Origin of the sequence: Virgibacillus sp. Bac332, assembly GCF_003667785.1 — a bacterium.
Classification (GTDB): Bacteria; Bacillota; Bacilli; order Bacillales; family Amphibacillaceae; genus Virgibacillus; species Virgibacillus salarius.
In genome coordinates, this window is the sequence record NZ_CP033047.1 from 40,535 (window position 1) to 65,691 (window position 25,157).

Sequence of the window (25,157 nt, forward strand, 5' to 3'; positions counted from 1 at the left end):
GAATCACCTCACTTGGCTTATGGTTGATCCTCTTATATTTATAATTTGATCGGGCAAATCAAAGAATAGTATTTTCATTTGTGCTGTAATCAAATAGTCAATATTCTCACCAAACGTTTTCTTATCTGTACCCGATAAACTTGCCACTGAATATCTACCCTGATAATGTTCTTCGGAATAAGTATTTATATTTGATTCTGCCTTAGGAGTAAACCCTCCATTTCTTTCAATCTGACTATCTACATAAGTCTTAAAATCTATGGCTTGAGTTAAATGTATACTGAATATAGTAAAGGCAAGTAAAAAGAATGTAATTAACATAAATGTAAACTGTGATACAAATTCACCAGACGAGTCCTCCATATACATATAATCTTCTCCTTAATCTATTTTGATTAAAAATTCATGTTATTGGTTATTACGTAATATGCAACACTAATCATAAAACCAAACATTGGTATAACGTTTACCATGTGTATTTTGGTAGGAAAAAGATAGAATCCTTTTTCCTTTTCTATTCGTATATCATGTATTCCTCGCATCATTTCTCTTCTAGCAACATCGCTTAATTCATTAACAACACTTCTATCTGAAGAATAGTTTTTAAAATTATATAGTGCCGTCATAAAAGTTAAAGAGGAATCTGTTCCACCAGCTGCATTCTTAGCGAATGTTATAAACGGCAGTACCGACTCAGGATCATCTGTTATATCAATGATAAACCTTTGTAAATTCGTTTTGAATTCCCCTTCCTCCATACGATTAAGTACTTTTTTTAGGATTATATAAATAGAATCATTTTCACTCTGTAAGTAAGTAACAATTAATCGTTGAAAAACATACCAAGATACTTGTTTGTGATATAACATTTCCTGGTATTCTTCCCTTTCTTTTGTATAGTACCTTCTCCAAGTAACAACAAAAAAAAGGATAGCTGATGCAGCCATCCATTCATTAATTAATACTGTAGGTACAATAGCAGCTAATACTGACAGAAGAGATCCCCTCAGCCTACGTTTTTGGAATAGAACAAATTCTTCTTCCCCATACCCAGATTTTTCAACCATTTCATATAAATCATTTTCTGCAATTAAATGCCAAAACGACTTTTTATTAGATTTCATTATTTTTTGTTCCACATAGTAACCTCCATTACTTCATCATCAGCTAACCTCTTTTGAAATTTATGAAATTGAAAAGACAACACTGAAATCATAATTATAGATGATATCCATCCAATTGGATTATGTGCATAATAAAGTAGATATGAATCAAATCCCATAGCAAATGTTAAAAAAAGAATTACTATTAAAGGATATATATGCATTTTACGTATATCTAATTTATATCTTTCTTTATTCTTTACAAATAGATTAGTCTGTTCTAGCACATCATTGTGCCAAGATTTTAGTTCTTTAAGTTTATTTATATCGGTTCTTCCCTCAAAAAAAGCTGTTAATAGATTATCTATAAATAAATTGAATACGAAGTCCTTCTTATATTTCTCTCCCAAACTTTCAAAAGCGTTTTGTGCTTTTTTTGGCCCCGCATCCATCAAATCAGCTAAAAGTTTATCGATATCTTCTTTAAATTCACCAGTAGCTATAATATCTTGCGAACACCATTTTAGTGAACTTACTATTGTCTCTTTAGGGTTAGTTAGAAGTTGTGTCATATTATTTATGAAACGGTTCCTTTGAATAATAGCTTGTTGATTATAATTTCTTTGTACAGATATTTTTATTAGAACAGTATATCCGTATACCCCCCCTGTTAATCCAGCAATAAGAGCCAACCACCAGTAATAAAAAAGAATATATACTGCTAAAAAACTAATTACAAAAGGAACAACTAACGCAGTAAAAATTTCTTTTTTCATAAATGGGGTTCCATAAGCTTGCCTATACGCATTTAATTCATCAATAGACATTACTTTCTTAGTTCCAAGTACCATCTTTTTCACCTCTCATGATCTGCAAACCCTTTAAAATCGGAATCATATTTCATAGCTCTTTCGTAGAATTTGGAGCTCAATTTACCAGTGGTTCGTTCAAATCCATTCTTATTTTTAACCTGTTTAAAGACTGTTGTGGCTGTATGATCATGATGATATTCAACGATTTCACTTAAATAACGAATGCCATCTATTTTTTCGGTGTGAATGCCAAAATCTACATATCGATATATGTCATCTAAAAACATATTCTCATCAATGTTATAACCCATTTTTGCCATTCCAAGTAACCGCCTTGGAATAGCTCTTGCGTCAGTTGCATGTAAGGTAGTTGTAAATTTATGACCTGTTAATATACCTTGTGTCATCTGGTAAACTTCCCTACCTAGCACTTCTCCAACCATTATCCATACTGGATGACTTCTTAATCCTGCATATGCTATTAGTTCCTCAACGGTAGCTGTTCCGTTTGCTACCCAATAGAATATATCCTTATCAGGAAAATTCTCTTTAGCGTATAGATCCTTATTGCTTTCTATTAGAGCAATTCTTTCTTCAAAAGGAATAAAGCTAATCATTAATTTCTGTAACTCTGTTTTTCCCGTACCAGTATCACCAGCAATAAATATATTGGATCTAGCTTTTACAGCTGCCTTTAAAAAATCTAAGACGAACAATGGAGCAAAATTTTCGAAATTTTCCTCTGTTATAGCTAAACCTGGTCTAGTAACACGGACTGCCATTGTCGTTCCATTTACAGCATTTTGCGTGTGTACAGCATTTAATCGAAAGTGATTACTACTTGTATTAAGTATAGGGTCCTTTGCTGTGAGTTCTTTTCCAGTTGAATTAGAAAATTTAGCAATTAATTGTATAATTTCTTCTTCATTAATTTCCGGTTCAATGTACTTTTCAATTCCATTACCTTCAATAATCAGTTTATCTCCATCAAATCCAATATCCGTAATACGTTTATCTCTGGCTAAATCCTCTACAAAGTCAAATCCAACTACTTGCCTCATAATACTGTCTAGTTTTTCTTGATTACTAAATAAATCTTTGTATCTTTCTTCTAATATTTTCCGAAGTACTTCTTTTTCTATTGGATCTGTAAATGCATTATGAAAAACTTCCGCATAATTCTCCTTTAAGTCATCCTTAACCATTTCTACCACATTTTTTTCAAATCTCAATCCTATTACCTCACTTCATAAAGTACTTGAATTTACAAAATCTGTTGCATAATTTATTTCATAAGTGGTATCTTCATCGTCTGTCACTTTAATTTTTACCGCTTTATAGAATCCATCTTCAGATATTAAGTAATCAAATCCATATTTTTTTACTTTCAGCTTTGTGTTAACTTTCATAAATTGAACTTTAAAGTCCTCTTCAAATTCATCGACAGAAAGGATCATTTTCTCTTCATTAACTCTAATACTTTCATCTACGTTTGTAGAAACAGCTATACTAGCAGCTTCATTCATTACTTTTGTAATATCGTTATACCTAAAACTCTGATTCATATAAGTAAAGACTGTAGCAATCATTGCAAAGGCAACCACTATAATAATCATCCATTTTGGGAAGTGTCTCATATTCAACCACCTAATTTATATAGAATAAGGAGTACTGTAAACACAATCATAACCAATGAATAAATACTATAAATAAGCTTATCTTTCTTTGATGCTACTTTTTTAACCCTTATCCACAATGTCAATCCTAATAATAATAGTGAAATCACAAGAAACATTGCATAATATTCATTAACTAGTTCTAACATTTTTTACCCTCCAAAAATTAAAAGAGAAGCCCGAATAGCTTCTCTTTATTAATTTAATTTTTTATCCATTCTATATCAGATTGTGTCCATCCATTTGGTAAACCATTAGGAAAAGGATCTTGTTTGTTTACAGGTTTAAAAAGAATAGCATCGTCTTCCAATGTTTCTGAATCAATGTGTGCATACATATGCGCAAAAACATCTATGTTGTAATTTATCTTCACATCGATTCGATTTATTCCTATACTTTGAACAGACTCTACTGAAACAGGATAATCGCCTATTTCTCCCCATATAGGGATATAAAACTTTCTTTTTCCATCTATTAGTTCGTACTTTATTCTTTTGTCGTTATTTTCTACTTGCTCATCACTAAATAAATAGCCTGTATTTTTTTCTACGTTTATATGTTGCAGTTCATGTAATTGTCTAGAAGTAGTACTATCTTTTTCCTTCTTGTTCTTCTCAACAGTTAATTCTAAGGGAACAGAAGCTACCGATTCTTTAAGATCATATTTTATATAGCTATCATCGACTATTTCCTTTGGAACATACATATTAAATGAAAAGTCGGTGTTAGCATTACTAATATCATTCTGATATGTCATATTCAATGGCATAAAAAATCCGTAACCGGTACGGAGTTTATCTACCTTTTTAACAGGTATATGAATATTTTCGTAAAAGACCTTCATATCTTTCTTTACTTCTCTCTCTGTCTTCACTACACCTTTATAACCTAATTCAGTATCTTCATCAGCATTTACTTTTAAAGTACGCTCGGCTGATGTATACCCATCTGTAGTAATTGAAAGTTCGTCTTTGGGTATATCAAAAGCATTTTTATTATACCCTTCAAACTTTATTGTATAAGGATGGTGAGCATTAACTTTAAGATGGTTAGAAGGTACTGTTAGTTTTAGTGAAGTAGGGAGATTCTTTGCTGTATATGTTTTACTTATAATCTCTTTATCATTTTGGTAAAGATTAACGTTGATCTTTTCTTTAGTCATATCATCAATAGAATAAGGATAAATATTATCTTTTTTTATATCAATTATTACTGGTATTCCCTCACTTGATGGAGCCGTATAAATTTGTATCTTTTCTAAACCAGCTTTTATCAGTGGAACATCATAATAAAAATTTAACGTTATGTTAGAACCACCAACTGCACCTGACTTCTTCTTAGTTGATACTGGTCTATATGTGTAGTTACCTTTCTTTAAATCATCGCGAGGAGCGTAGCTATATGCTTCTCCTCTTACCTTTATTTCCTTTTCTGTTTTAATTAACCTTCCGTCCCTAGCATCTATATGATTTATCTTAATAGTGCGTTGAAGGTCATAGAAGAATTTCAAGGTTATGTTTTCATTGCCAAGAATTCCTGACTTCTTAGATTTGCTAACTGGTACAAAAGTATTTGTACCTTTTTTAATACTTGATTCTGGGCCGAAACTATATTTGGAACCTATGTTTCTTGTATAGGAATCCTTTTCCAATAAATTGTTATTATAATTGTCCCGATGCTCAACAACAATTTTCTTTTGACGTACCTCAAAATTCACTTTTAAATTAGTCATGGGTTCTGGATCAACAGCGACCATCATACCTAATTTTTGCATATTTGAATTTCCAGGAATAAAGGCCAATGATTGATACTTCCCAAAGTTAGGTTTTAAGTTTTTATAGATAACATCTTCTCCATATGATAGATCAGCTGTAAAATAAAAAGATTGCCCTCCTTTTATTTTGACAGATCCACTATTATATTTTTTGTTACCTACATGAATTGAAACTTTGTTTGGTACTTTTAATGTTATAGAGTTTTTTGGATCTGCATTAAATAAAATTGATTCTGACTTCTGCACATTACCTGAAACGCTTGATTTTACATTTGTTTTACTGAAATTCATAATATCGCTTGGTGCGTCTTCTTGTTCTGCATGATTCATTAATTTCTCATATCCAGGAACTCTGTTCCTTCCTTCAGCATGGTTCCCATTAATAACTGAATCCAATGCTAATGAAGTAGCTACAATTCCTGTATCTGACATACCCACTTCATCTTCTGGACCTCCTGCCCCATAATATAATATAGCCTTTACTTTCTTGTTACTATATACAGATCCAGCACTATAAGATGCTCCTGTACCTGGAGACTGCTTATAATGTTCAAGACAAAACGCAATTCCCCCATTTACTCTAAATTTCCCAACTATGTATGGTCCATATTGGGCTTGACCTAGGTATTCAACTTTTGTACCAGCAGCCGAAACATTGACACCTTCCATTCCTTGCAAAAGTATTAATACTATTATCGAAATTGAGATTATTTTTTTAATATACCTCTTCATTTATCTCCTATTCACTCCCAATTATTATAATAAAGAAAAAAAGAGCTATTCATTATATGAATAACTCTCTTCCACAAAATATTATACTATTTAGCTCATTCATAACTATCCCAAGTGTTTCCACCCTCACCTGATATATAGCCTGAATCTTTATGTTCCCACTCTTTGTTTTCCGCATAGTCTCCTATCTTATCCCAATCACGATTTTCTAATCCTTCTTGACTGGAAGAATTCCCAGTAGAACTACCCTTGTTAGATGACTTGGTACTTTTTTTAGTTGTGTCCTTACTTTTTGATGTTTTCTGACTTGACTTAGATGATGATTTATTGTTTGTACTTGAGGAATTCTTTTTTTCTTGGGACTGATTAGAGTTGTTTTTTGATGCATTTTTTGATGCAGTTGTATTATTGCTGGATTGTTGATCCTTAGCTTCTTGTGATTTAGCTAATTCACTTTTTCTATTTTTCTCTGCCATTTCTGCCTCTTTGGATCTTTTCTCTTCTTCTTTAATTGCTACAATTTTTTTATTCACTACATCAAGGCGAGTTTTTAGTTCATCTTTCATACTTTTATTTTTAATTTTTTTGACTAGGCTAGACGCATTTTGATATGTTTTATTACTCAATGCTACTTCGGCAGTTTCCACTTTTTTTGTAGCTTTATTAATAGTGTTTAGTTGTGCCTCAGCTGTAGATACTTTACTTTCTAATGAAGTGTATATGGAATCATTTTTTCCTTTAATTGTAACAAGGAGTTGTTTCACTTTTTCTAGTTTGGATGAATCTATATCACTTAATACTACCCCTTCTTTAATAATTGAATCTACCTTAACTTGTACACTTCTAAAATGCTCTACTGTTTCAACTTCTGATAGTAGTTCCTGTTTAACATCATTATCTTGTACAAGTTCAATTGCCTTCTTTGCATTTTTTAGTTTTCCATCTAAATTGCTAGCTAATTTTATCCTAGTATCGTCTAGATATAGGGCATCAATTGCATTTTCTGCTTTTTCAATGGTTTCTTGCTCTTTAGCAATAACTTTTTGATTATATGCATAAGCTACAGTTGCGGTTCCAGCTATTATAAAGAATGCTATCATCCCGATTAAGAGCTTCTTTTTCATGTAAAGTTACCTCCTTTATTCTAATATCGTTCTTAATATCGCAATTATAAAGTATTAACTTATAAAAGGATTGTTTTGCATACATTATCATGTGAACAATTGATTTATTGGGGGCTTTAATCGCCCCCTCTTTATTAAGCACAATAATTTTTAATGATTACTGTCTTATTACATTTCTTCAGTGTCGAGGAAAAGGGTTTATCAATTTTTCATCGTCTCACCGATAATTAATAAACAATCTTTTCTTCATTTTGTTGATTTTTGGCTTATATCAACAACCTTACGATTACTTATTACAAGTAATTGAAGTCGTTCTTAGGATCACAAGTGGATTTTAAGCTACACGTCCACTAACTAGTTATAACCGTATAGTTAACTCGAATAGTGATCTTTCTTCGAGAACCACGCTCTATGTAGTTTTCAAGGTCCGGGTGTGCATTATCAATTGCACACATCATAATGTATGGTAGTAAAACGTCTAACTAGCTTCAACTATAAATAAATCGCTGTCCTTGTTCTTTCTTTTTGCTACAATTTTACCTTTAATGCTTCTTACTGTTCTAATCTCATAATAAATTTCTTCAATCCTTCTTAGTCTTTTCGTTTCAATGTTTTGAACGATTAAACCTGATTTAAGTATATATATATCTTTATTGAAGGTTCGAATAGTTACTCTATTATTGAAATCTAGAAATTGAAAACGAAACATTTTAGGTAAACTCACCTTGCGCAATTAAATCACCTCAATGAAATTTACTTTTAATGCTTTTTGTGTGCTACAATTAAGGTAAAAAACGCCTTAAAAAATCAGGTACATCCTCTATAGAAATTGCAAACAGAACTCTATGAGGTGTTTTGAAAATATCTTCTAGAATAGTAAGTTTACTTTTTTTTGGAAAGCTTTCACCAGCTTCTATTCTTTGGTAATGTCGCAATGAAATATTAAGTTTCTCTGCAAGTTCTCTTTGTGTTAAATGTTTTTTTTTCTAAAGTATTTTAGCAACAAGTCAACACCTCACTTTCTATTATATGACATTTGTTGTCATATACTTTAATTGCAAGTTTATATGACTTCTCATGTCATGTCAAGATTTAATTTTTTACTTGTACATATTTTTTATAAGGAATGGTAATAATGAAAACATTAGGAACTCGATTAAAAGAATTAAGAAAAGAACAAGGTCTTTCACAAACAGAATTGGCCGATATCCTCTCTTTATCACTTAGACAAGTACAGAGATATGAAAAAGACGAAAGTGACATGTCCCTGACTACAGCTATTTATATAGCCAATTATTTTAATGTATCACTTGATTACCTAACTGGTCGTAGTAATGAAAGGCTTAAATAAAAATTGAATGTAGGTAAATAAAAAGGCTATATTTTAATACATACTTAGCTTAATTTCTTTTGATACTTCAATCTAGTTTCTAGAAGATTAATTAGGTAAATAAGTTCCTGTCTATGTTTCAAGGCTTTTTTTTTCATTTATTTTATCCTCCTTCTTGATTACATAATTACATTGATACGGTACAAAATTACCATATGATTGAATTTAATTCAATACATTTAGACTATAATTTTTGTTTTGAGTAGTTATAAAGTACTATTATCTATTACAAAAACTTTTCCCACTCCTATAAAATTAAGAAAAAGGTGGTGAGAAAATGAACAATGAATTAGAACACAGAAGAATTTTTAGTGAAAGGCTTAGTTTACTTATTAAGTACAAAGGTATTACAAGTGCTGATCTAGCAAGAGCTATTGATGCATCTCCTGCATTGATAACCAAGTATACTAGTGCTAAAGCAAGTCCCTCATATGAGAATTTTATCAAAATTGCTGATTATTTTAATGTTTCAATGGATTATCTACGAGGAAAAAGTGATTCCTTAGATGGCGATCCTAAGGGAAGTGACAAAATTGATCATTGGATGGATTTATTTGAGTCTATAGATTTAAATGAGGTTCAAGAAGAAAAGATTATCAAATATTTGAAATTATTGATTGGTAAATTGGGATAGTCAAATATTTCTTAGTAAAAATCAATATAGAGTAATAAAACAAAAATAATAAAAAAAACAATAATAAATAAAAAACAAATGAATATAAGGATATTGTATATAGGTGGTGGTTCCCTTGTTATTACAGGGTTCCTCCACTTATTTGATTTTTATAAAATACAGTATTCACTAATCCACATGTCTAAAAATACTTTATTAACAGTCCACATATACGTAAATACAAATGTCTACTAATCAGATATTTATAAATACAGTTATTGAAAATTAGATAACTAAAAATACAGTGCATAAAAATAGTAGTTATGATAAATATCTATTTTTCCAAGTGTTTAGAGAAAATTTTAGTAAAGTTGGTTGAATAAATCTTACTAAATAAAACTGATTGCATGACAAATAGCCTTTCCAACATCTTATGTTTGAAAAGGCTTAGTATTAGTGTTTTGAAGGAGAAATTACGTTATTTTATAAATGTGGGATAGTCTCCATACTTGTTGTAGTAATCAATCATTATGTCCATGTTTTCAGATTCTGATAAAGAATCGTTGAAATCATTTAATGCGTTTGTAAAACATTTATTTACAAATGCTCCTAAGCGATTGATGTTTTTTAATTCATTGTTATTATGTAATGTTTCTAGGGTGTCTGCTACTTTGAACATTATTTGATTTAGCATTTTAGTATCTAAAGAAACTACTTGGTAATGTTGGGATAAATTCACCATTCTGCTAATAGACTTGTTAATATCTAACATATCACGCCATTTAACAGGAATATTTGAATTTTTTATCCTAGCCGACATTTCTTTTTTGCACCTTGCGTATGTTTTTCGCTGTTTCTGATTATCATTTTCTTTAAAACAAGCACCATTTAAGGAAAAAGAAAACTTATCTATACATATTTGCACAAACGTTCGCTTTCTTTTATTGCGTTCTGTATTTGGATGTTTAATCTTTTCTTCTAATGGTTTAAATTGAAATACGTTATGTACAATGGTTAAGAAGTTTCGGACTCTTTTTGCTGTTGTATTCAAAGACTTTTTTAAATATGTCATTGTTCGAATACCTTGAATATTTTTAACATCATCGACGGATCTTCTGGTTGTCCCAATTTGAACAGTAAAGTATTGACATAAATCCAGTAATAAGATTGGTCCTTTATGATATCTTTGTGTAATAAGCTTACCGAATATTTTTTCTTGGAATAAAATTAAAGGAATACGGAAGTAGGAAGATCTTTCAAATGCATTATTATTTTTCGCTATCATTTCTTGATTGTACTTGGCATAGTCTACTATCTCATAATGCATTGCACTATCTGTGTATACTTCAGTAATATAATTTTTATATAGTAAACTATCGAACGCTTTTTTCACAGTTTCATAGGTTAATTCATGTTCAGCTGCAATGTTAGAGATGCAGAGTTGTTTTCTTTCGCTAACATCAGAATCATTAGTGAATGAGCGAATTTGTCCCATCTCATCTGTATATAAGTGGAGAATCATAAACACAGATATTTCAGATGTAGTAAGAGGATCGTCTGTTACCATAGAATGTAATTTAATTTTGTCTAAGTGTTTTTTAAAGAATTTGACACCTTCAATTGTAAATTTTTGGGGTTTTTGAGGTTGTACAACTATACTCATGATTACTCTCCTTTTTTCGACAACGAAAAAAGACGATGATCCCTATGAATAAAAGGAAAACATCGCCTTTTGTATGCGAAAAAAAGATTGCATAAAATAGACTTTTTAACAGCAATTCCCTTTGACTTTTTGACCTATTTCTTGTACAATAGAATCAAATCAAAAAGACGAAAGAAGACTACCTGTCAGTGTTTTCCCTACCGTGTATAGGGGGAACCGTCTAAGAGTGTTGGTCGCACTCATTAGATGGCTGGTTGTCTTTTTTTTGTCGTTCAATTTTTGTTGACATTAGTATATCAGTATTTTTTAATAAGCGCAACTTTATTCCACAATTATCCTTCCCAACATCAAGATATTCATATGAAAATAATTAGATGACTTTTTAATATATTAAATAAATATTTTTATATAACAACTATAAAAAAATTATATAATTATATGCAAATTAGAAATGTGTCAGTGTTAATATTATATAATTATTATATTTTATTATTATAAATTATGTTTAAAATTGATTTTTATATAAAATTTATATATTATGGTTTACTTTTTTTATATAAAAATTATATAATAAGTATAAGATAAATTATATGAGGTGATACTAATGGAAAAAGTATTCGGTATTGATATTGGTAATGCGAAAACAGAAATTGCATACAGAGAAAATGGGGAAATTGAGTTTGTACGTCAACCTTCTGTAATTTCTCATTTACCACGAACTCCAGAATCTACAGATATGGGTACAGATCAAATAATAGAAAATCTATACGATAATCTCACTGTACATATTTCTTCTCCAGCAATTAAAAGAAATGGAGATTATTATGTAGGAAAAAAAGCAATGCAGCATGATGGAATTAAAACGAATATGATGATTAGTTTAGGTGGGAAATCTACTCATGATTTGCCTTTAATCACATCATTGAGTCTTGTTGCAGCTAAAGCATTAAAAGACTCCTATAATAAAGGTGAATCTCTAGAAAAAAGTATTGATGTTAATTTAAAGTTAGCGACGGCTATACCATCATCTGAGTACAGTAAACAAAGTGCTAAAAACTTGGAAGATCGTTTTAATGGGAAACATTTAGTTACACTTTATATAGGTGAAGAACATGTGTTGGTTACTATTAAGATAGAGCATTGCAAGGTTACTGAAGAAGGTAGAACGGCCATGTTAGCATTTTTAGATAGTGAAAATGACATACTAAAGGATTTTATAAATGGTTATAAAGATAAAGATAAATCTATTCCTAGAGAAACAAAAGATTTTAAAAATGCAAGAACATTACATGTGGATATAGGAGATGGAACTTCTGAATTTGTTGTAATAGAAGGTGTAAACCCAGTTCAAGGGTTAAGTAAAGGTAAGAGATTAGGCGTTGGTCATGCCTCAGACCTTGCAATAAGTCTACTCAAAGATCAAATTAATATTAGTGATAAATTTACACGTCAACAATTACAAGAGTGGTTAAAAAGAAAAAATGAAAAAGGACAATTGGCAAGAGATTTAATGAAAGAGGCTACCTTTGGACAAGCACAAACAATCTTAGAAGAAATTCAACTATCTTATCAGGAATTAGCTTCTTCGGATGTAGATTACATTTTTGTTCACGGCGGAGGAAGTATCACCTTTAGACCAGATCTAGAGGAAGAATTGAAAATCTTTGCTGAAAATAATCGGTTTAAAATTGTTTGGATCCCTAAAAAATATGCCACAACAATGAACTCAAGAGGAACTTTTCATTTAGCAAATCTGATCTTCAATAAAAATTAATATAAGAGGTCATGATGACCTCTTTATATTATTTTAGGAGAGTGACTTAAAATGGTAAAAGAACATGAAAATACGGTCAAAGTAAAATCAAGATACCTTATTAACATTGATTCGAGAGCTGATGAACAAAAGAGGAAGTTCACAAAATGGATAGCTGCACAAAGAAATCCTCAAAATAGTTTCTTATCTCTTATAGAACATTGTATTGACCGATTCGGATATGAAGATGTAACAGACCACAATATTGCTAAAAAACTGCATACAGAAATATTATACTTCAACAATGAAAGAATTGATCAAGATGATTTAAGATCTAAAATTAATAATAATTATCAAAGTACTGAAAGAAAGAACGAGAAAAAAGAGGAATCTAATAAAGAGGATAGAGAAGAGACGATAAGTGCAGATCTAAGTTCATTTTAAATGTTATAATATCTGTATTAATTAGCAAAGGAGAATGATCTATGGATGTAAATAAAGCTATGGAATATGCTAAGGCTTCTCAAGCTATGGAAGGACTTAAAGTATCAGAAAAACAACAACAATTAATACTCGATAGAATAAATAAAAAGATAACTGAAGAAGAATTTAAAGAAGGGGCTAAAAAGTTAGCCGATGAGGGATAAATATAGAAGTCAATCGTTATATTGGTATCCTGGTACTGAAGTATTGAAAAATAACTTTAACTTAAAAGAGCAACAAAAGTTAGATAACCTAGAAATCACATATACTACAAGAAGGTTAGCTCAACTATATAACGATCCAATAACAGGTTTATTTGGTTTAACACATTTACAAAAGATCCATAATTACATCTTTCAAGATGTTTACCCATTTGCTGGAGAATTAAGAAAAGAACAGATAGAAAAAGGTGCTACAAAATTTGCCCATCCGATGTATATTGAGTCTTACGGAAATAGTGTTCTTAAAGAACTAAAAGGAGGAAAATCCCTCCAGGGATTAGATAAAGAAAAGTTTAGTAAACAATCCTCATTCTATTTTTCTGAGATCAACATACTGCATCCGTTCCGTGAGGGTAATGGGAGAACTCAAAGAGAATTCTTTAGGGTATTGGCCTTAATGAATGGGTATGAATTGAATTGGTCTAATATAGATGCAACATCAATGATGAAAGCTTCTATTAAGTCTGTTACAGATTCATATGCCTTTAAAGAAATATTTGATATTGCAATTGTTAATAAACAACCAGACCAAAATTTAATTAAAGAATACAAGTCTTTAAAATTAAAAGCAAATGAATTAGAACTTTAGCGTATATCAAAAGGTAATAGAACGGTTTCTAGATAATGTCATTTATACCAGTACCCCAAAAGAGTAGATATATTAATTAAACGAAAAATAGGAAATCTCATATTGAGAATTCCTATTTTTTTTTATGTTTATCGAGCTTATTAGATTTTACAAAGTTAGAAAACTGAGAAAAAATTTCCTCCACTTCTGTTATATCCGATTGATAAAGATCAAAATATTTTTCTGATAAAGCTCCTATTTGAATTAATCTTCTTGTTCTTTTTTTCCTATTAACTTTACTTAGAGAATGTTCATAAATTTTTTTTTCTCGTTCAAGTTTACTAATCATTTCATTTATCTTATTAATTTCATTACTCATGATTTTCCTTATCATATTTCAGATTGTCAATAAATGCATTAATTTCCGATATAGGTTTATCTTCTAAGTTAAAAGTAGAAAGAAATTTTTTTCCTACATTCTTTTGTAGCTTATTAATCTCCCTTTTCTTTTTTTCTTGAAGTTTTTGGATTTGTGCATCAATTGCTGATATTTTAGATTCGACATTTTGCTGCATTTATATTCCTCCAATTTCACTGTTTTTTATATTCTAACAGAATACAATGTGACATACAATGTCATTTTTATTGTCAATATAAATATGATTGATCAATCCCAGTAATAATGGTACGATAGATCCATAGCAAAGCTAATGGCGCACTTATACACTCTTTCAGAGTGACGTGCTCAAAAAAGTCAGAACTATGTTCTAACTTTGTTTGCGTCAGGCGTGGTTGGAAAATTCGCTTTGCTCATGTTTAATAGATTGGAGAAGTCAATAATGGCTATTTATCATTTTAGTGGACAAGTGATGAGCAGAATATCAAAACAAACAGGTAAACCAAAAAGCCCTTTAGCATGTGCTGCTTATCGTTCCGGCGATAAACTAGTTGATGAAGTTGACAATCAATCATTTTTTTATAAAAGAGAAACTCAACCAATCACGCATATACTTGGACCAGATCATGCTCCAGATTGGGTGTATGATCGTCAGAGACTATGGAATGAAGTAAATAAGATTGAAAAAAATTATAATGCACAATTCGCACGAGAATTTAATATTGCATTACCAGTTGAGCTAAGTCATGAACAACAAGAAAAGCTAACATTAGAATTTTGCCAAGAAGCATTTGTTGATCGTGGAATGGTTTCTGATATTGCAATACATAGAGATGACATTAATAACCCCCACTTTCATGTCATGCTAACGATTAGACCGTTTAATGAAGATGGGTCTTGGGGGATGAAATCAAAAAGAGTATACAAGTTCGATGAAAAGGGTAATCATATACTAAAGAAAAATGGAAAAAAAGATTTTGATAAAGTAGATCTTACTGATTGGAACAAAAAAGTAGTTTTTAATTTCTGGAGAGAATTATGGGCAGAAAAAACTAATAAATACCTTGAAATAAATGATATCAATCAAAAAATTTCTCATTTATCAAATATAGATCAAGGAATTGAACAAATGCCTACAATTCACGAAGGTTATACTGCTAGAAAAATGGAGAAAAATGGACAAATATCTGATCGTGTTTCTCATAACAAGCAAGTAAGAAAATATAACCAAACTGTAGAGGATTTAAAAAAATATAAAGAAAAGAAAAACCAATTTTCTTATCAAAATAAATTTGCTAGAAAATTTTCTCCAATGGAGAAAAAAGAACTAAGTAATATTGCTAGAGAATTAAAGATGTTTGTTAATATTCAATCTATAAACGAACGAACACGACAGTTAGAAAAATGGAGAAAATCGATTCAATTTAAAAAAGATAGTGCACAAAAATTAAAACAACTCGACCGAATAAATAAAGAAGAAGAGTTATTAATAGAAGCTAATAGTATTTTAAATGACGAAAGCGAACGTTTTATAAAGTCACATTACTCTACATGGGATGTTAATAGCTTAGAGTTAGAAGAAAAAATTTCGATAGTAGAAAAAACAATTAACAATAATCGTTTGTTATCAGAGGAAGAATTAGATCAAATAGCAGATGAGGTTTACTCTGAAAACTTACAGAAACAAGTTAACCATCTACTGCGTAATAGATATGCATTTGTACTAACAATTGATAATAAACTTAAGCAATTAAATAACATAAGGGACAGCATTGAAAAGAAAACAGGTGTAACTGCAGCATCAAATGAGAATAAAGTAAAACAGTCGGCATTGAAGTACCCAAATGAAATGAAACAACTGAAAACCGTTGTTGGGCAGATTACTGACATATTTAAAGCTAAAGATTTAATGAATGAGTTTTATGACTTAGAAATTGAAAAATTGTACCCTACCATTGATGCTGAGAGACTATCACTAGAAGAAAAAGAAATTTTAATAATTGGGACAGAATATTATGAGCAAGAAATCACACTAGAATCTATACCTAATATACAACGATATAGCACCAAAGATCAGACCAGAATAATTTATTTATTAACGGATAATCAAAAAGAAAGTAAGGAAACAATTAATCGGTTGTATCCAACTTTCCAAGTCGATAATCCGCGTTATCTGATGTTCTTTAAAGATGAATGTCTAAGGAACATGGATGAATTATCTAATGAAGCAAAAGCCATGTTGATTAAAATAAATCCAAGAGAGTTGGTAGAAAAAGAGGATAGAGGAAATAGTATTTTACAGAGTGTAAATGAAAATATAAATACTGAATTTGAAACTAACTATCTATCAATTGTATCTTCGGGAGTTACAAATATTTTGTTAAGAGAAATATTCGAAAATCGGAACTTTGCTTCTAAAAATCAATTTGAAAAAGATCTTCAGTCTAAATCAAAAAGTAGAGGAAAGAGAAAGAATATTCACCGATCAGGACCACCATTATAAAAATATAAGAACGGAGTGTTTAAATGTATAAAAAAGATTTTGAGCTACTATCAAAACGCAAGAAAGGTCGTAGTATGCGTGAAAAGGTGGAAAAGGACCTATCAATGCGTGACACAGATAAAGACGGATTAACCGATCTTCAGGAAAAGAAGTTAGGGACTAATCCGATAAATCCTGACACAGATGAAGATGGAATCCCAGATAATTTGGATGTACATCCTAAAAAACTAAGAAAAAAACAAAAGGGATTAGATTTATCTTTATAAAGAAATCTAATAAAGGATTACGTTAGGAAAAGATTTTATTGAGCGAAGATATTGTTAACAAGGCTAGCAGGCATACGCCTGCTTTTTTCATTATATTTTTCCTTTTGCTTCCCGAATCGTAAAACGTAACAGACGGACTAAGTGGATAGGCGGTAGGACACCCGAACCTTTCCGCCTATCCACTAAGACCTGCACAAACCATCAATAGGCTTTCACGACATATCCTCCCTCCTTTCAGTCTGTCTGGTATTTCATGGTCCTATTGACGCTTTATGTTGTTAGTTTTAGATTTCTCACCAGCAAAAGGGAAAAATACTCCCCTTTGCGGGAACTGAGTTCTCTTCGGGAAGCACTTCAAAAGAAAAAATGAATTTAAGGAGGAGAAACAATGAAAACACTAAACATATTAAATGAAAAAAGTGTAGATAATGAAAAATCCGAAGTTTCCACTTTAGCATTAGTGCATGCTTTTAAATCTATGGTCTTTGTTGCTCGACAGGAAGGATTGCTAAATGAACTTCATTTGAAGTATTTAGAACTAGAAGAAAAAATCAATGAAAGTGCATCATATTTTGATTTTTATGATCTAACAGGTTTAATTGACAATATCGATACTATTTACAAAGCAATTACACTTACAATCGATGTAGATAAGCTTTATTCCCTAGTTAATAAAGAGTGCAATTATGAATTACATGATATTGACTTTTATGACTACGGAGAACTTTTAGATATGGCTGATGGATTTGGGATAGATAAAGAAAACTATTTAGTTTAATTAAAGTATGATATAAGCAAAAGTTAAATCATGCAACGGAGTACCAATGAATTTGTGATCAATCAAAAATAAAATTTTACGCACCCTAACACTATCCTCAAAAAACTATCCAGTACAGGATGGTTTTTTTCTTTTTTTAAGTGGTATACCGTATTTCTTGCTTTGTTCTTTAGCTTTTTTTGCTAATTTCTTAGCATCTTCTTTTGACATTTTCATATCAAACTCTCCCTAATTTGTTTTTACAAAGTTTGGTCAATTATAAAAGAATATATACATACCTCCTCCCCAATCACCATATATATGGAAATAAGTCTAGGACACAGTGACACTGTCCTAAAGAAAAAAACGGAAATGAGGATGTATTATGAGTAGGGTAGAGAAAGAAGGAGCTAAAAAAAGAAAAACACGAATTGACAAAAAAAGAGATGTTAAACCGACAATATCAGTGGATCTTAAAAATTGCATATATAGACTATCATATATTACAAGAACACCTGTAAAAGATGTAGTGGAGATACTTTGCCTGAAAGGATTGCAATCAAAAAAAGTCATAGAACATTTATCACAGTTTTTTAGAAGGGATTATTCATTAAATAATACTTACTATATTGGGGATTTTGAAAGGAACTCTATAGCAGGAAAAATAGCGCAAGGAAAAACAGACAGAGTGACAACTAGGTTTAGTCAAAAGGATTATGAAAGAATACGATCGTTATCTGAAGCTCTTGACGTAACACCTTCAAAAGCAACTGCACTTTTATTAGATGCCAGTGTTCGTAATACAAATATATTGAATAGCTTTGTGAAGCTTTATCTCCATAACCATATAGATAACAATAGAATGAAAGAATTAAAAATGGTATTACAATATATAAATAACAATAACCCTCATAATGAAGTAGTCTCCTGGTACTCACTTTTTTCACTTATTTATGATGATATAAAAGACACTACACTTAATGTAAAGGAGAAAATAAATAAATGGTTAGAACAATACAAATAAAATTTTACGCATCCTACAAGTTATAAACATATCTTGCTTTCAGATAACAGCTACAACGACTTTCACAGTTAGGGACTTTAACCCAAGAGCATGCGCAGATATCGGGCATACAAACATAATAACGGAGCTAAAGAAGCCGTTATTGTAATTGAATAGTATAATATTATCTGGTTGAGGTAAATATCCGTAATAGTTAGATGTTGAGGATACATCTCCACCAGCTGATGCATCTGCAGCTGTTAAAGCGTTATTAAACCAACGTCCTTCAGCACTGTAGTAAAGAGGTGTAGAGAGATAATTACTTCTTTTTTCTCTTTGCCCGGAACTATCTTAGACTAGACTCTAACAACATTCAATTAATCTTGAAGTATTGCTATTACAATATATAATTTTTTGAGGAAGTAAATTATTAAAGGGAATAATCTAGTATAATAAATTTAATTGTCGTAAATACTTTACAATATGTAAGAAATAAACTACAATTATTGTATTAGAAGTACGGAAAGAAAAGAGGTATCATATGTTAGAGAACTATATATCTGTAGGAAGGGCTGAGAAGAAGTGGACCCAACAACACTTAGCCGATGACGTAGGTGTTAGTCGCCAAACAATTGCAGCCTTAGAAAAAAACAAATATAACCCTTCATTGATATTGGCGTTTAAGATTTCTAATTCATTGGGAAAAGAGATTACAGAAGTATTTAAATTTAAGGAGGAAGTTGTATGATTACGTTAACTACAACCCTATTTATAGTGCTAGCATTACTTGTTATTGTTTCGGAAATATACAAAGCCAATTTTGAAAGAAAAAAGGAATCAATGGATGAACGAGGAGAGTTATTAATTTTTAAAATTAAATCTTTTTCTTATTCAATATTAACAGGAGGAATACTTCTTGGCGTTGCATTAGTAGCCATATTAGATGTGATTCATAAAGAGTATTTTATTTATTACGTAATGATTATATTCTTTATTCAAAGTATTGTTTCCTCAATATATTTAGCTGTAGCTAAACGAATATAAAAAATACAAATATACAAATACAACACTTTGAGAAGTACCTTCTCAAAGTGTTGTAAAGAATCCCTACTTTTTAATTGGAATTTCGCATGTTTTCTCATTGCAGGAACCAGTAGGAAAAATAGTTCGTCTATTTGCAATCCAGTCATAAACTTTTTGCCCCATCCCTATCTTAGATGACAAACTCAATAATGGTACAAAAAACCATAGAAATGGTATGTTTTTGCATATTCTGTTGATGCTGTTTATACCATTCTCTAATTTATTCGTGGGTAGTATAATCGAATACATTCGTCTTTCCAACATAGAAATATCTACACCTAATGGTAAGGAAGTTGAAGATTCTCTGAAAGATTGGAACTCTATTCGCTTTAACCAATCCAATTTTCTGAACTTATTAATACTTTTAATACAAAAAGGACACCAACCATCATATAATACTATAACAGTTTTAATATTTTGTTCCGCAGAGAGATCTTGATTTCTTTTGGGCATAAAAACCCTTTTCATCTTACTATATAGTTGCTTCATATTAACAGATAGTGAATGATATTCTTTATCTGTTAAGAAAAGCAATTGATTACAAATCATAATAAATGAAAAGCTAACAAGCCCCATGACTACTGCAATGCCAAGGTGCATGCTGATGACACCAAACATGGCGAAGTATTTTAATTTATTATTGAATAATAGAAATGGAAATGCTAGCTGTACAATTATTGTAAAATACGCGCCGATAACAAGAAGAAGCTCTGAAGATAACAATATATCTTTAAAATAAGGATGAGAAAACTCATTCACCTGAAGTATATAATAAAGTGCAGTTCCATTTTGCCACAACTCACCCATAGCTTTATGAAGACCAGAAGTTAAGTAGAGAATACTTACTTGTGCAAGACAGGCAACTATTGCTAAATTATGTAACAAATTTGTTAGGGATAGCTGGTTAGCCTTATCTTTTATTACAGCCTTTTTATTTCTCAATCTTAATACTTTATCTACAGAAAAATAACTTGTTGTGTTAGCAAACAACAAATACAACAATAATATTCGAGAAATATTGTCGCCACCATCAAGAATAATATTATTTTGTGCCATTAAGGACCACACAAAAATAAAATTTAACACTGATGTGATCCTTCCCTTATAACCAATGAGGAAAAGAAAGGCAACTAAAATACCAATATGATATAAAATATCAAAGTATAGATTTGATTGACTTAATCCGTACAGAGACAATCCGTTTGATTGCGTTCCCATTATCCCGTTATGACCCCATAAAAAATAACGCTGAGAATAATGAATAACGTAGTTATAAAGGATAATGAAACCAAAACAAATACGAATTAAACTCGCACCAATTAACATATGTTGAGTTTGATTTAGTTCTAATAGTTTCTTAAACATTAGCTTTCATCCCTTCTAACTAAAACATAGATACAACATTTTGTGGCTTGGTCCATTCAAATTCAATAAAATGTTCTTTGTTTTTAAAATTCGCATTTCCGTTTTTAGAAAAAGGAATTGGTTCTGTTTCGACTAAAAGAACCTTATATTCAATGATATTTTCTTTTAAATAAGTACTACTCAAGTGAGCTTCAGCGAATCGATTAAGTATTTCCATAGATTTCTCGGCATCTGCTTTATTTCTGTCGCTCTCAATTAAATGTTCATATTTTTCTTTTTCAAGTTGACCGTCATTTACTTTCTTTATAATTTCTTGAATGGTTTCATCTTTCTCTTGTCGGAGAGTATATGCACCTCTAGGGATTCTTAATAATCTGTTGTAAGGAGTAAATCTATTATCATAGTTTTTATTGATCATATAGTTCACCAAGTCTATCCATCCGGTAGTTTTTACTCCATCTTCAGTTTTAAGTTTGGCTTTTACATAAAACTCACTACTATTGGTCACTGGAGTTGGTGCGAATAACTTCCAGTTTTGTGTGAATAAGGGGTCCATATAAAAAGAGATATAATTATTGTATTTTGCTTTTAAAGGGTTAGATGGTGTATTATAAATTAGTGTTAGACCTAAATGGAATACTAATCCAATACATAAAAGAGACGCAAAAACTTTTTTCCACATTTGTATACCTCACTTATTGGATTATCTTATGAATCCCTTTGCTCTATTTGCGGTAGAGCAAAGGGAAATGGGTTAATAGTCATAAGATTCTATTATCTGTTTGTATTCATATTTTTCTTTTGTAACTGAATCTCCGCCTACTAGTGCACCAGCTACTGATTTTCCAACAAGTTTCCAGCACTAAAAGCAGAATTTCTGGCTACTGCACACCAGGCCATAGGTTCAGTTGCACTTTCTTTATTAATTTTTTGTGTATTTATTCCTTTTTCATCTATATGTGCTGTCCTACACTGGAACTAAATACAGCGCCACCTAAAATTACAAACAATTAAAGGTCAAAAGATTCCTTAACTTCTTGATAATTGTAGGATGTGTTATTCTCAACGCTATTCCCTAAAATGGCATTGGCTCCTTTTTCGCCAGCAACCCATCCAGCGCCCCAAGCAACTCCCTTTGCGGCTGCTTTACCAACTGCAGCCCAGAACATTGGCTCTGCAGTATTATCATTTTGAACATTTTTCACGGTGATTTCCTTTTCAGTAATAGGTGCGGCCCCTACTGAACTTGAAGAAAATGCAGCGCCACCTAATAACAAAGATAAAGCTAATGAAGATGCAATAATTTTACGTTTCATAAAATCCTCTCCCTTTTATAAGTTGAATTATTCGGAATTTTTGTATTCAAAACGTGTTTATTCATGATTACTGCTGCCATAGATTAATCTACTACCACCTAATACCGCGTCTACAAATGATAACTAAACCATCGGTTCAGCTTTGTCTTGCATTTCATGTTGTACAGCTTTATTGTTTAGTTTTTTTGAAATCGGTGTCGCCTCTACTGAAATTTTGATTTCATTAGAAAAATCTCTCATGGTTGACTTAAAGGTCAAAAGATTCCTTAACTTCTTGATAATTGTAGGATGTGTTATTCTCAACGCTATTCCCTAAAATGGCATTGGCTCCTTTTTCGCCAGCAACCCATCCAGCGCCCCAAGCAACTCCCTTTGCAGCTGCTTTACCAACTGCAGCCCAGAACATTGGCTCTGCAGTATTATCATTTTGAACATTTTCCACGGTGATTTCCTTTTCAGTAATAGGTGCAGCCCCTACTGAACTTGAAGAAAATGCAGCGCCACCTAATAGGACAGACAAAGCTAATGATGAGGCTATTAATCCTTTTTTCAATACTATCTCCTCCTCTCTGTAAAATATATGTTACAAATTGGATTATTACATGTAAATAGATTTACGTCAACAAAAAATACACAAAAATGTTAATTTTTACTATAATTGGGGTACTGCAAACATTTCGATATTTTAGCGTACAAAATTTCCGAAATGTTAATCCTTTTACTAGGCGGTTTATTGCAATAACTTTTTTATATTTCATTTAAAAATTTTTCTCCAGAACCCTTTCTTCTCATTTGTTGCGCTTGCCTCAATTCTTGCTTGCTGCATTTCTTGCAAAGTTTTCATTAATTGCTGATCACGCCTATTGATTGAATCATTAATGTATTGATTCTGCTCATCTAACTTATGAATTAATGCTTGGTTAAATTGTTTTTGATTCTTAAGATCTTCTTTAATTTCCTTCAATTCTTGTAATATCATATCTTGATTATCAGATTTTATTTCAGGGTCTAAAGGATCTTCTCCAGTAGTTAAATAATGTTGAATCTGTCTTAAAGAATATCCTTGCTCTCTACTTAATTTTTTAATTAGCAATAATCGATCAATAGATATTTTATTAAAATAATGGTAATTATTATCACCTTTATGAGTAGGAACGTGACCTTTTAATTCTCGCATCCAATTCCTAATAACATGTGGACTTTCATTTATGTGATGTGCTACTTCTTTAACTGTTAGCAACATCTCACTTTGGTTTTCATTGATGTTATTAGAACCTTGATTTTCACTTTCGCACATCTTTACACCAACCTTTCAAACATATGTATATACCTATATGAAAATATATTTATCTACCTTAAAACTTAATATTTAAGATTACCAAGCATCTAAAACTTGTTTCAACACTTAAGTTATATATTCTATGAGAATTCAGAATATCCTTTATAAGTGAACTATTTCACCCTGCCCCTCCCTTAGATGCATAAGTATGTTATAATAAACAAACTAGGGTGCGTAAAATTATATGTATTTGTTTAATGGAGGTCTTAATGGGATATTATCAGGAGCAACTTGACCATTACTTAAAGATATTAAAGACTGCGGGCAGAAAATCTTCTACTATTAAGCAATATTCATCTGACCTTCAGAAATTTCTTGTTTGGTTAGAGACTTACAAGAAGGAGAAGAGCTTCTCCAATTTGAATTCTATAGATTTACAGTCCTATATTGATTACCTAGAACGTTCTAACCTTTCCATAACTACACGTAAAAGGCTGTTATCAGGAGTAAATAAATTGCTGAACTTATATAATATCGATACACAAGTATTATCAAATCGTATAAAAGAATATCAGAGGGTGCCGTTAAGGGATAGTGACTTTATTTCAGAAAACGAGATGTCTAAATTATTATCATCAATGAAAAAAAACATTAATTCGTCAGCTAGAGACGAACTTATAAATAGAAATTTAGCTATTATTTGTTTAATAAGATATTATGGATTCAAACCGAGCGATATCTCAAAAATAAATATGGAGATGGTTAATTTAGCTCAATGTTCAATCGATGTCCTACATGAGGACCGTACAGTAACTTATCAGCTTTCAGAAGAGCATATTCAGTATATACAGAATTACTTAAAATCAATAGATAGAATGAAAAGACCTCGTTTAAAAACGAAAGATCCTTTATTTGTAGCGTATTTTAACCTTACAAATGAGTTTATATATGATTACTCTGAAGAATCTCCCAAAAGGTTATCAATTAGAGGAATTCAAGAAATGATTAAAGATGAAGTGCAACTGGCAGGACTTCGGAAAATTTCTGCAAAACATCTTAGGAACAGCTGCATTCTTTATCGTTTGAGAAGAGGAGATCAAGATAATAAAATTCAAACCTATTTCCGCTTGTCCAATACATTTTCCTTACACCGCTATAAAGTTTATATCAAAGCAAATTTAAGTGAATAATAGATATGACAAATTTAATATTCGTTTTTAAGAAGTTGGCCAATAATATCAGGATAAATATTGTTCGCATTTAACTTATAAAAACG

General features: G+C 30.9%; 30 protein-coding genes and 1 pseudogene. 13 read left to right on the top strand and 18 right to left on the bottom strand.

The annotated features are described in order from the left end of the window. Positions 1-3: 3 nt before the first annotated feature. From D9782_RS22465 to D9782_RS22510, 10 genes and pseudogenes are all read right to left on the bottom strand, one after another. Entirely contained in the window at positions 4-369 is a 366-nt protein-coding gene (locus D9782_RS22465) for a hypothetical protein (protein ID WP_121606001.1), read from the bottom strand. A gap of 26 nt (positions 370-395) precedes the next feature. After that, positions 396-1,139, bottom strand: coding sequence for a hypothetical protein (locus tag D9782_RS22470; RefSeq protein WP_121606002.1), 744 nt, complete (start codon positions 1,137-1,139; stop codon positions 396-398). Next, positions 1,124-1,954 (bottom strand): hypothetical protein, encoded by an 831-nt coding sequence (locus tag D9782_RS22475; RefSeq protein WP_121606003.1) that lies wholly within the window; start codon positions 1,952-1,954, stop codon positions 1,124-1,126. The genes D9782_RS22470 and D9782_RS22475 overlap by 16 nt, the downstream gene beginning before the upstream one ends. A gap of 5 nt (positions 1,955-1,959) precedes the next feature. Next, entirely contained in the window at positions 1,960-3,147 is a 1,188-nt protein-coding gene (locus D9782_RS22480; RefSeq protein ID WP_121606004.1) for a CpaF/VirB11 family protein, read from the bottom strand. Positions 3,148-3,162: 15 nt separating this feature from the next. Continuing rightward, on the bottom strand, positions 3,163-3,552 hold the full coding sequence (locus D9782_RS22485; protein WP_121606005.1) for a hypothetical protein: 390 nt from the start codon (positions 3,550-3,552) through the stop codon (positions 3,163-3,165). Positions 3,553-3,554: 2 nt separating this feature from the next. Continuing rightward, positions 3,555-3,740 (bottom strand): hypothetical protein, encoded by a 186-nt coding sequence (locus tag D9782_RS22490; RefSeq protein WP_121606006.1) that lies wholly within the window; start codon positions 3,738-3,740, stop codon positions 3,555-3,557. A 53-nt stretch (positions 3,741-3,793) separates the two neighbouring features. Beyond that, positions 3,794-6,097 carry a thioester domain-containing protein gene (locus D9782_RS22495; RefSeq protein ID WP_121606007.1) on the bottom strand — a complete coding sequence of 768 codons (2,304 nt, stop codon included), beginning with the start codon at positions 6,095-6,097 and terminating at the stop codon, positions 3,794-3,796. 95 nt (positions 6,098-6,192) lie between these two features. Continuing rightward, positions 6,193-7,221 carry a hypothetical protein gene (locus tag D9782_RS22500; RefSeq protein ID WP_121606008.1) on the bottom strand — a complete coding sequence of 343 codons (1,029 nt, stop codon included), beginning with the start codon at positions 7,219-7,221 and terminating at the stop codon, positions 6,193-6,195. Between the two features lie 478 nt (positions 7,222-7,699). Next, entirely contained in the window at positions 7,700-7,954 is a 255-nt protein-coding gene (locus D9782_RS22505; protein ID WP_162986504.1) for a hypothetical protein, read from the bottom strand. A gap of 49 nt (positions 7,955-8,003) precedes the next feature. Next, positions 8,004-8,195, bottom strand: a pseudogene (locus D9782_RS22510) (multiprotein-bridging factor 1 family protein); the annotation flags it as partial. Between the two features lie 161 nt (positions 8,196-8,356). Here D9782_RS22510 and D9782_RS22515 point away from each other — a divergent pair. Together D9782_RS22515 and D9782_RS22520 are read left to right on the top strand one after the other, a co-directional pair. Next, positions 8,357-8,572 carry a helix-turn-helix domain-containing protein gene (locus tag D9782_RS22515; RefSeq protein WP_121606011.1) on the top strand — a complete coding sequence of 72 codons (216 nt, stop codon included), beginning with the start codon at positions 8,357-8,359 and terminating at the stop codon, positions 8,570-8,572. 316 nt (positions 8,573-8,888) lie between these two features. Continuing rightward, on the top strand, positions 8,889-9,245 hold the full coding sequence (locus tag D9782_RS22520; RefSeq protein WP_121606012.1) for a helix-turn-helix domain-containing protein: 357 nt from the start codon (positions 8,889-8,891) through the stop codon (positions 9,243-9,245). Between the two features lie 457 nt (positions 9,246-9,702). On the opposite strand, the gene D9782_RS22525 is transcribed toward D9782_RS22520, so the two are convergent. After that, positions 9,703-10,887: a hypothetical protein gene (locus tag D9782_RS22525; RefSeq protein ID WP_121606013.1), complete on the bottom strand. Its 1,185-nt coding sequence runs from the start codon at positions 10,885-10,887 to the stop codon at positions 9,703-9,705. A 604-nt stretch (positions 10,888-11,491) separates the two neighbouring features. Between D9782_RS22525 and D9782_RS22530 the strand changes: the two genes are divergently transcribed. From D9782_RS22530 to D9782_RS22540, 4 genes are read left to right on the top strand one after another with little or no spacing between them, the layout of a single operon-like run. Beyond that, positions 11,492-12,661 carry a ParM/StbA family protein gene (locus D9782_RS22530; RefSeq protein WP_121606014.1) on the top strand — a complete coding sequence of 390 codons (1,170 nt, stop codon included), beginning with the start codon at positions 11,492-11,494 and terminating at the stop codon, positions 12,659-12,661. 51 nt (positions 12,662-12,712) lie between these two features. After that, on the top strand, positions 12,713-13,084 hold the full coding sequence (locus D9782_RS22535) for a hypothetical protein (protein ID WP_121606015.1): 372 nt from the start codon (positions 12,713-12,715) through the stop codon (positions 13,082-13,084). A gap of 41 nt (positions 13,085-13,125) precedes the next feature. Then, positions 13,126-13,287 carry an antitoxin VbhA family protein gene (locus tag D9782_RS23275; protein WP_162986505.1) on the top strand — a complete coding sequence of 54 codons (162 nt, stop codon included), beginning with the start codon at positions 13,126-13,128 and terminating at the stop codon, positions 13,285-13,287. Next, positions 13,277-13,933, top strand: coding sequence for a Fic/DOC family protein (locus D9782_RS22540; protein WP_121606016.1), 657 nt, complete (start codon positions 13,277-13,279; stop codon positions 13,931-13,933). Before D9782_RS23275 ends, D9782_RS22540 begins: the two co-directional genes overlap by 11 nt. A 112-nt stretch (positions 13,934-14,045) precedes the next feature. On the opposite strand, the gene D9782_RS22545 is transcribed toward D9782_RS22540, so the two are convergent. Both D9782_RS22545 and D9782_RS22550 read right to left on the bottom strand, forming a co-directional pair. Further along, positions 14,046-14,291, bottom strand: a complete 246-nt coding sequence (locus D9782_RS22545; RefSeq protein WP_121606017.1) for a hypothetical protein — start codon at positions 14,289-14,291, stop codon at positions 14,046-14,048. After that, on the bottom strand, positions 14,284-14,487 hold the full coding sequence (locus D9782_RS22550) for a hypothetical protein (protein WP_121606018.1): 204 nt from the start codon (positions 14,485-14,487) through the stop codon (positions 14,284-14,286). Before D9782_RS22550 ends, D9782_RS22545 begins: the two co-directional genes overlap by 8 nt. A gap of 264 nt (positions 14,488-14,751) precedes the next feature. Between D9782_RS22550 and mobQ the strand changes: the two genes are divergently transcribed. The 6 genes from mobQ to D9782_RS22580 all read left to right on the top strand — a co-directional run bounded on the left by mobQ (position 14,752) and on the right by D9782_RS22580 (position 19,882). Next, positions 14,752-16,812 (top strand): MobQ family relaxase, encoded by a 2,061-nt coding sequence (mobQ, locus tag D9782_RS22555; RefSeq protein ID WP_162986506.1) that lies wholly within the window; start codon positions 14,752-14,754, stop codon positions 16,810-16,812. 23 nt (positions 16,813-16,835) lie between these two features. Next, on the top strand, positions 16,836-17,078 hold the full coding sequence (locus tag D9782_RS22560) for a thrombospondin type 3 repeat-containing protein (protein WP_121606020.1): 243 nt from the start codon (positions 16,836-16,838) through the stop codon (positions 17,076-17,078). Between the two features lie 388 nt (positions 17,079-17,466). Then, complete coding sequence (locus D9782_RS22565; protein WP_121606021.1) at positions 17,467-17,856, top strand: hypothetical protein; 390 nt, start codon at positions 17,467-17,469, stop codon at positions 17,854-17,856. Positions 17,857-18,220: 364 nt separating this feature from the next. After that, positions 18,221-18,859: a hypothetical protein gene (locus D9782_RS22570; RefSeq protein WP_121606022.1), complete on the top strand. Its 639-nt coding sequence runs from the start codon at positions 18,221-18,223 to the stop codon at positions 18,857-18,859. A 520-nt stretch (positions 18,860-19,379) separates the two neighbouring features. After that, positions 19,380-19,586, top strand: a complete 207-nt coding sequence (locus D9782_RS22575; RefSeq protein ID WP_121606023.1) for a helix-turn-helix transcriptional regulator — start codon at positions 19,380-19,382, stop codon at positions 19,584-19,586. After that, positions 19,583-19,882, top strand: a complete 300-nt coding sequence (locus D9782_RS22580) for a hypothetical protein (protein ID WP_121606024.1) — start codon at positions 19,583-19,585, stop codon at positions 19,880-19,882. Before D9782_RS22575 ends, D9782_RS22580 begins: the two co-directional genes overlap by 4 nt. A gap of 63 nt (positions 19,883-19,945) precedes the next feature. Here the strand turns inward: D9782_RS22580 and D9782_RS22585 are convergent, their stop codons facing one another. From D9782_RS22585 to D9782_RS22605, 5 genes are all read right to left on the bottom strand, one after another. Beyond that, positions 19,946-21,286, bottom strand: coding sequence for a DCC1-like thiol-disulfide oxidoreductase family protein (locus D9782_RS22585; protein ID WP_121606025.1), 1,341 nt, complete (start codon positions 21,284-21,286; stop codon positions 19,946-19,948). Between the two features lie 19 nt (positions 21,287-21,305). Then, positions 21,306-21,968, bottom strand: a complete 663-nt coding sequence (locus D9782_RS22590) for a DUF5819 family protein (RefSeq protein ID WP_121606026.1) — start codon at positions 21,966-21,968, stop codon at positions 21,306-21,308. Positions 21,969-22,296: 328 nt separating this feature from the next. Next, the gene (locus D9782_RS22595) at positions 22,297-22,602 is read right to left on the bottom strand and encodes a hypothetical protein (RefSeq protein ID WP_121606027.1); all 306 of its coding nucleotides are present in this window, start codon (positions 22,600-22,602) and stop codon (positions 22,297-22,299) included. A 247-nt stretch (positions 22,603-22,849) separates the two neighbouring features. Further along, positions 22,850-23,155, bottom strand: a complete 306-nt coding sequence (locus D9782_RS22600; RefSeq protein ID WP_121606028.1) for a hypothetical protein — start codon at positions 23,153-23,155, stop codon at positions 22,850-22,852. A 201-nt stretch (positions 23,156-23,356) separates the two neighbouring features. Then, complete coding sequence (locus D9782_RS22605) at positions 23,357-23,899, bottom strand: MerR family transcriptional regulator (RefSeq protein WP_121606030.1); 543 nt, start codon at positions 23,897-23,899, stop codon at positions 23,357-23,359. Between the two features lie 251 nt (positions 23,900-24,150). On the opposite strand from D9782_RS22605, the gene D9782_RS22610 reads away from it, so the two are divergent. Continuing rightward, a complete protein-coding gene (locus tag D9782_RS22610; RefSeq protein ID WP_162986507.1) occupies positions 24,151-25,071 on the top strand; it encodes a tyrosine-type recombinase/integrase in 921 nt (306 codons plus the stop codon). The last annotated feature ends 86 nt before the right edge of the window (positions 25,072-25,157 follow it).

Coding starts and splice junctions, on each gene's coding strand:
- D9782_RS22465 (WP_121606001.1), bottom strand. CDS start 369: ATGTATATGGAGGACTCGTCTGGTGAATTTGTATCACAGTTTACATTT.
- D9782_RS22475 (WP_121606003.1), bottom strand. CDS start 1,954: ATGGTACTTGGAACTAAGAAAGTAATGTCTATTGATGAATTAAATGCG.
- D9782_RS22485 (WP_121606005.1), bottom strand. CDS start 3,552: ATGAGACACTTCCCAAAATGGATGATTATTATAGTGGTTGCCTTTGCA.
- D9782_RS22490 (WP_121606006.1), bottom strand. CDS start 3,740: ATGTTAGAACTAGTTAATGAATATTATGCAATGTTTCTTGTGATTTCA.
- D9782_RS22495 (WP_121606007.1), bottom strand. CDS start 6,097: ATGAAGAGGTATATTAAAAAAATAATCTCAATTTCGATAATAGTATTA.
- D9782_RS22500 (WP_121606008.1), bottom strand. CDS start 7,221: ATGAAAAAGAAGCTCTTAATCGGGATGATAGCATTCTTTATAATAGCT.
- D9782_RS22515 (WP_121606011.1), top strand. CDS start 8,357: ATGAAAACATTAGGAACTCGATTAAAAGAATTAAGAAAAGAACAAGGT.
- D9782_RS22520 (WP_121606012.1), top strand. CDS start 8,889: ATGAACAATGAATTAGAACACAGAAGAATTTTTAGTGAAAGGCTTAGT.
- D9782_RS22525 (WP_121606013.1), bottom strand. CDS start 10,887: ATGAGTATAGTTGTACAACCTCAAAAACCCCAAAAATTTACAATTGAA.
- D9782_RS22530 (WP_121606014.1), top strand. CDS start 11,492: ATGGAAAAAGTATTCGGTATTGATATTGGTAATGCGAAAACAGAAATT.
- D9782_RS22535 (WP_121606015.1), top strand. CDS start 12,713: ATGGTAAAAGAACATGAAAATACGGTCAAAGTAAAATCAAGATACCTT.
- D9782_RS23275 (WP_162986505.1), top strand. CDS start 13,126: ATGGATGTAAATAAAGCTATGGAATATGCTAAGGCTTCTCAAGCTATG.
- D9782_RS22540 (WP_121606016.1), top strand. CDS start 13,277: ATGAGGGATAAATATAGAAGTCAATCGTTATATTGGTATCCTGGTACT.
- D9782_RS22545 (WP_121606017.1), bottom strand. CDS start 14,291: ATGAGTAATGAAATTAATAAGATAAATGAAATGATTAGTAAACTTGAA.
- D9782_RS22550 (WP_121606018.1), bottom strand. CDS start 14,487: ATGCAGCAAAATGTCGAATCTAAAATATCAGCAATTGATGCACAAATC.
- mobQ (WP_162986506.1), top strand. CDS start 14,752: ATGGCTATTTATCATTTTAGTGGACAAGTGATGAGCAGAATATCAAAA.
- D9782_RS22560 (WP_121606020.1), top strand. CDS start 16,836: ATGTATAAAAAAGATTTTGAGCTACTATCAAAACGCAAGAAAGGTCGT.
- D9782_RS22565 (WP_121606021.1), top strand. CDS start 17,467: ATGAAAACACTAAACATATTAAATGAAAAAAGTGTAGATAATGAAAAA.
- D9782_RS22570 (WP_121606022.1), top strand. CDS start 18,221: ATGAGTAGGGTAGAGAAAGAAGGAGCTAAAAAAAGAAAAACACGAATT.
- D9782_RS22575 (WP_121606023.1), top strand. CDS start 19,380: ATGTTAGAGAACTATATATCTGTAGGAAGGGCTGAGAAGAAGTGGACC.
- D9782_RS22580 (WP_121606024.1), top strand. CDS start 19,583: ATGATTACGTTAACTACAACCCTATTTATAGTGCTAGCATTACTTGTT.
- D9782_RS22585 (WP_121606025.1), bottom strand. CDS start 21,286: ATGTTTAAGAAACTATTAGAACTAAATCAAACTCAACATATGTTAATT.
- D9782_RS22590 (WP_121606026.1), bottom strand. CDS start 21,968: ATGTGGAAAAAAGTTTTTGCGTCTCTTTTATGTATTGGATTAGTATTC.
- D9782_RS22595 (WP_121606027.1), bottom strand. CDS start 22,602: ATGAAACGTAAAATTATTGCATCTTCATTAGCTTTATCTTTGTTATTA.
- D9782_RS22605 (WP_121606030.1), bottom strand. CDS start 23,899: ATGTGCGAAAGTGAAAATCAAGGTTCTAATAACATCAATGAAAACCAA.
- D9782_RS22610 (WP_162986507.1), top strand. CDS start 24,151: ATGGGATATTATCAGGAGCAACTTGACCATTACTTAAAGATATTAAAG.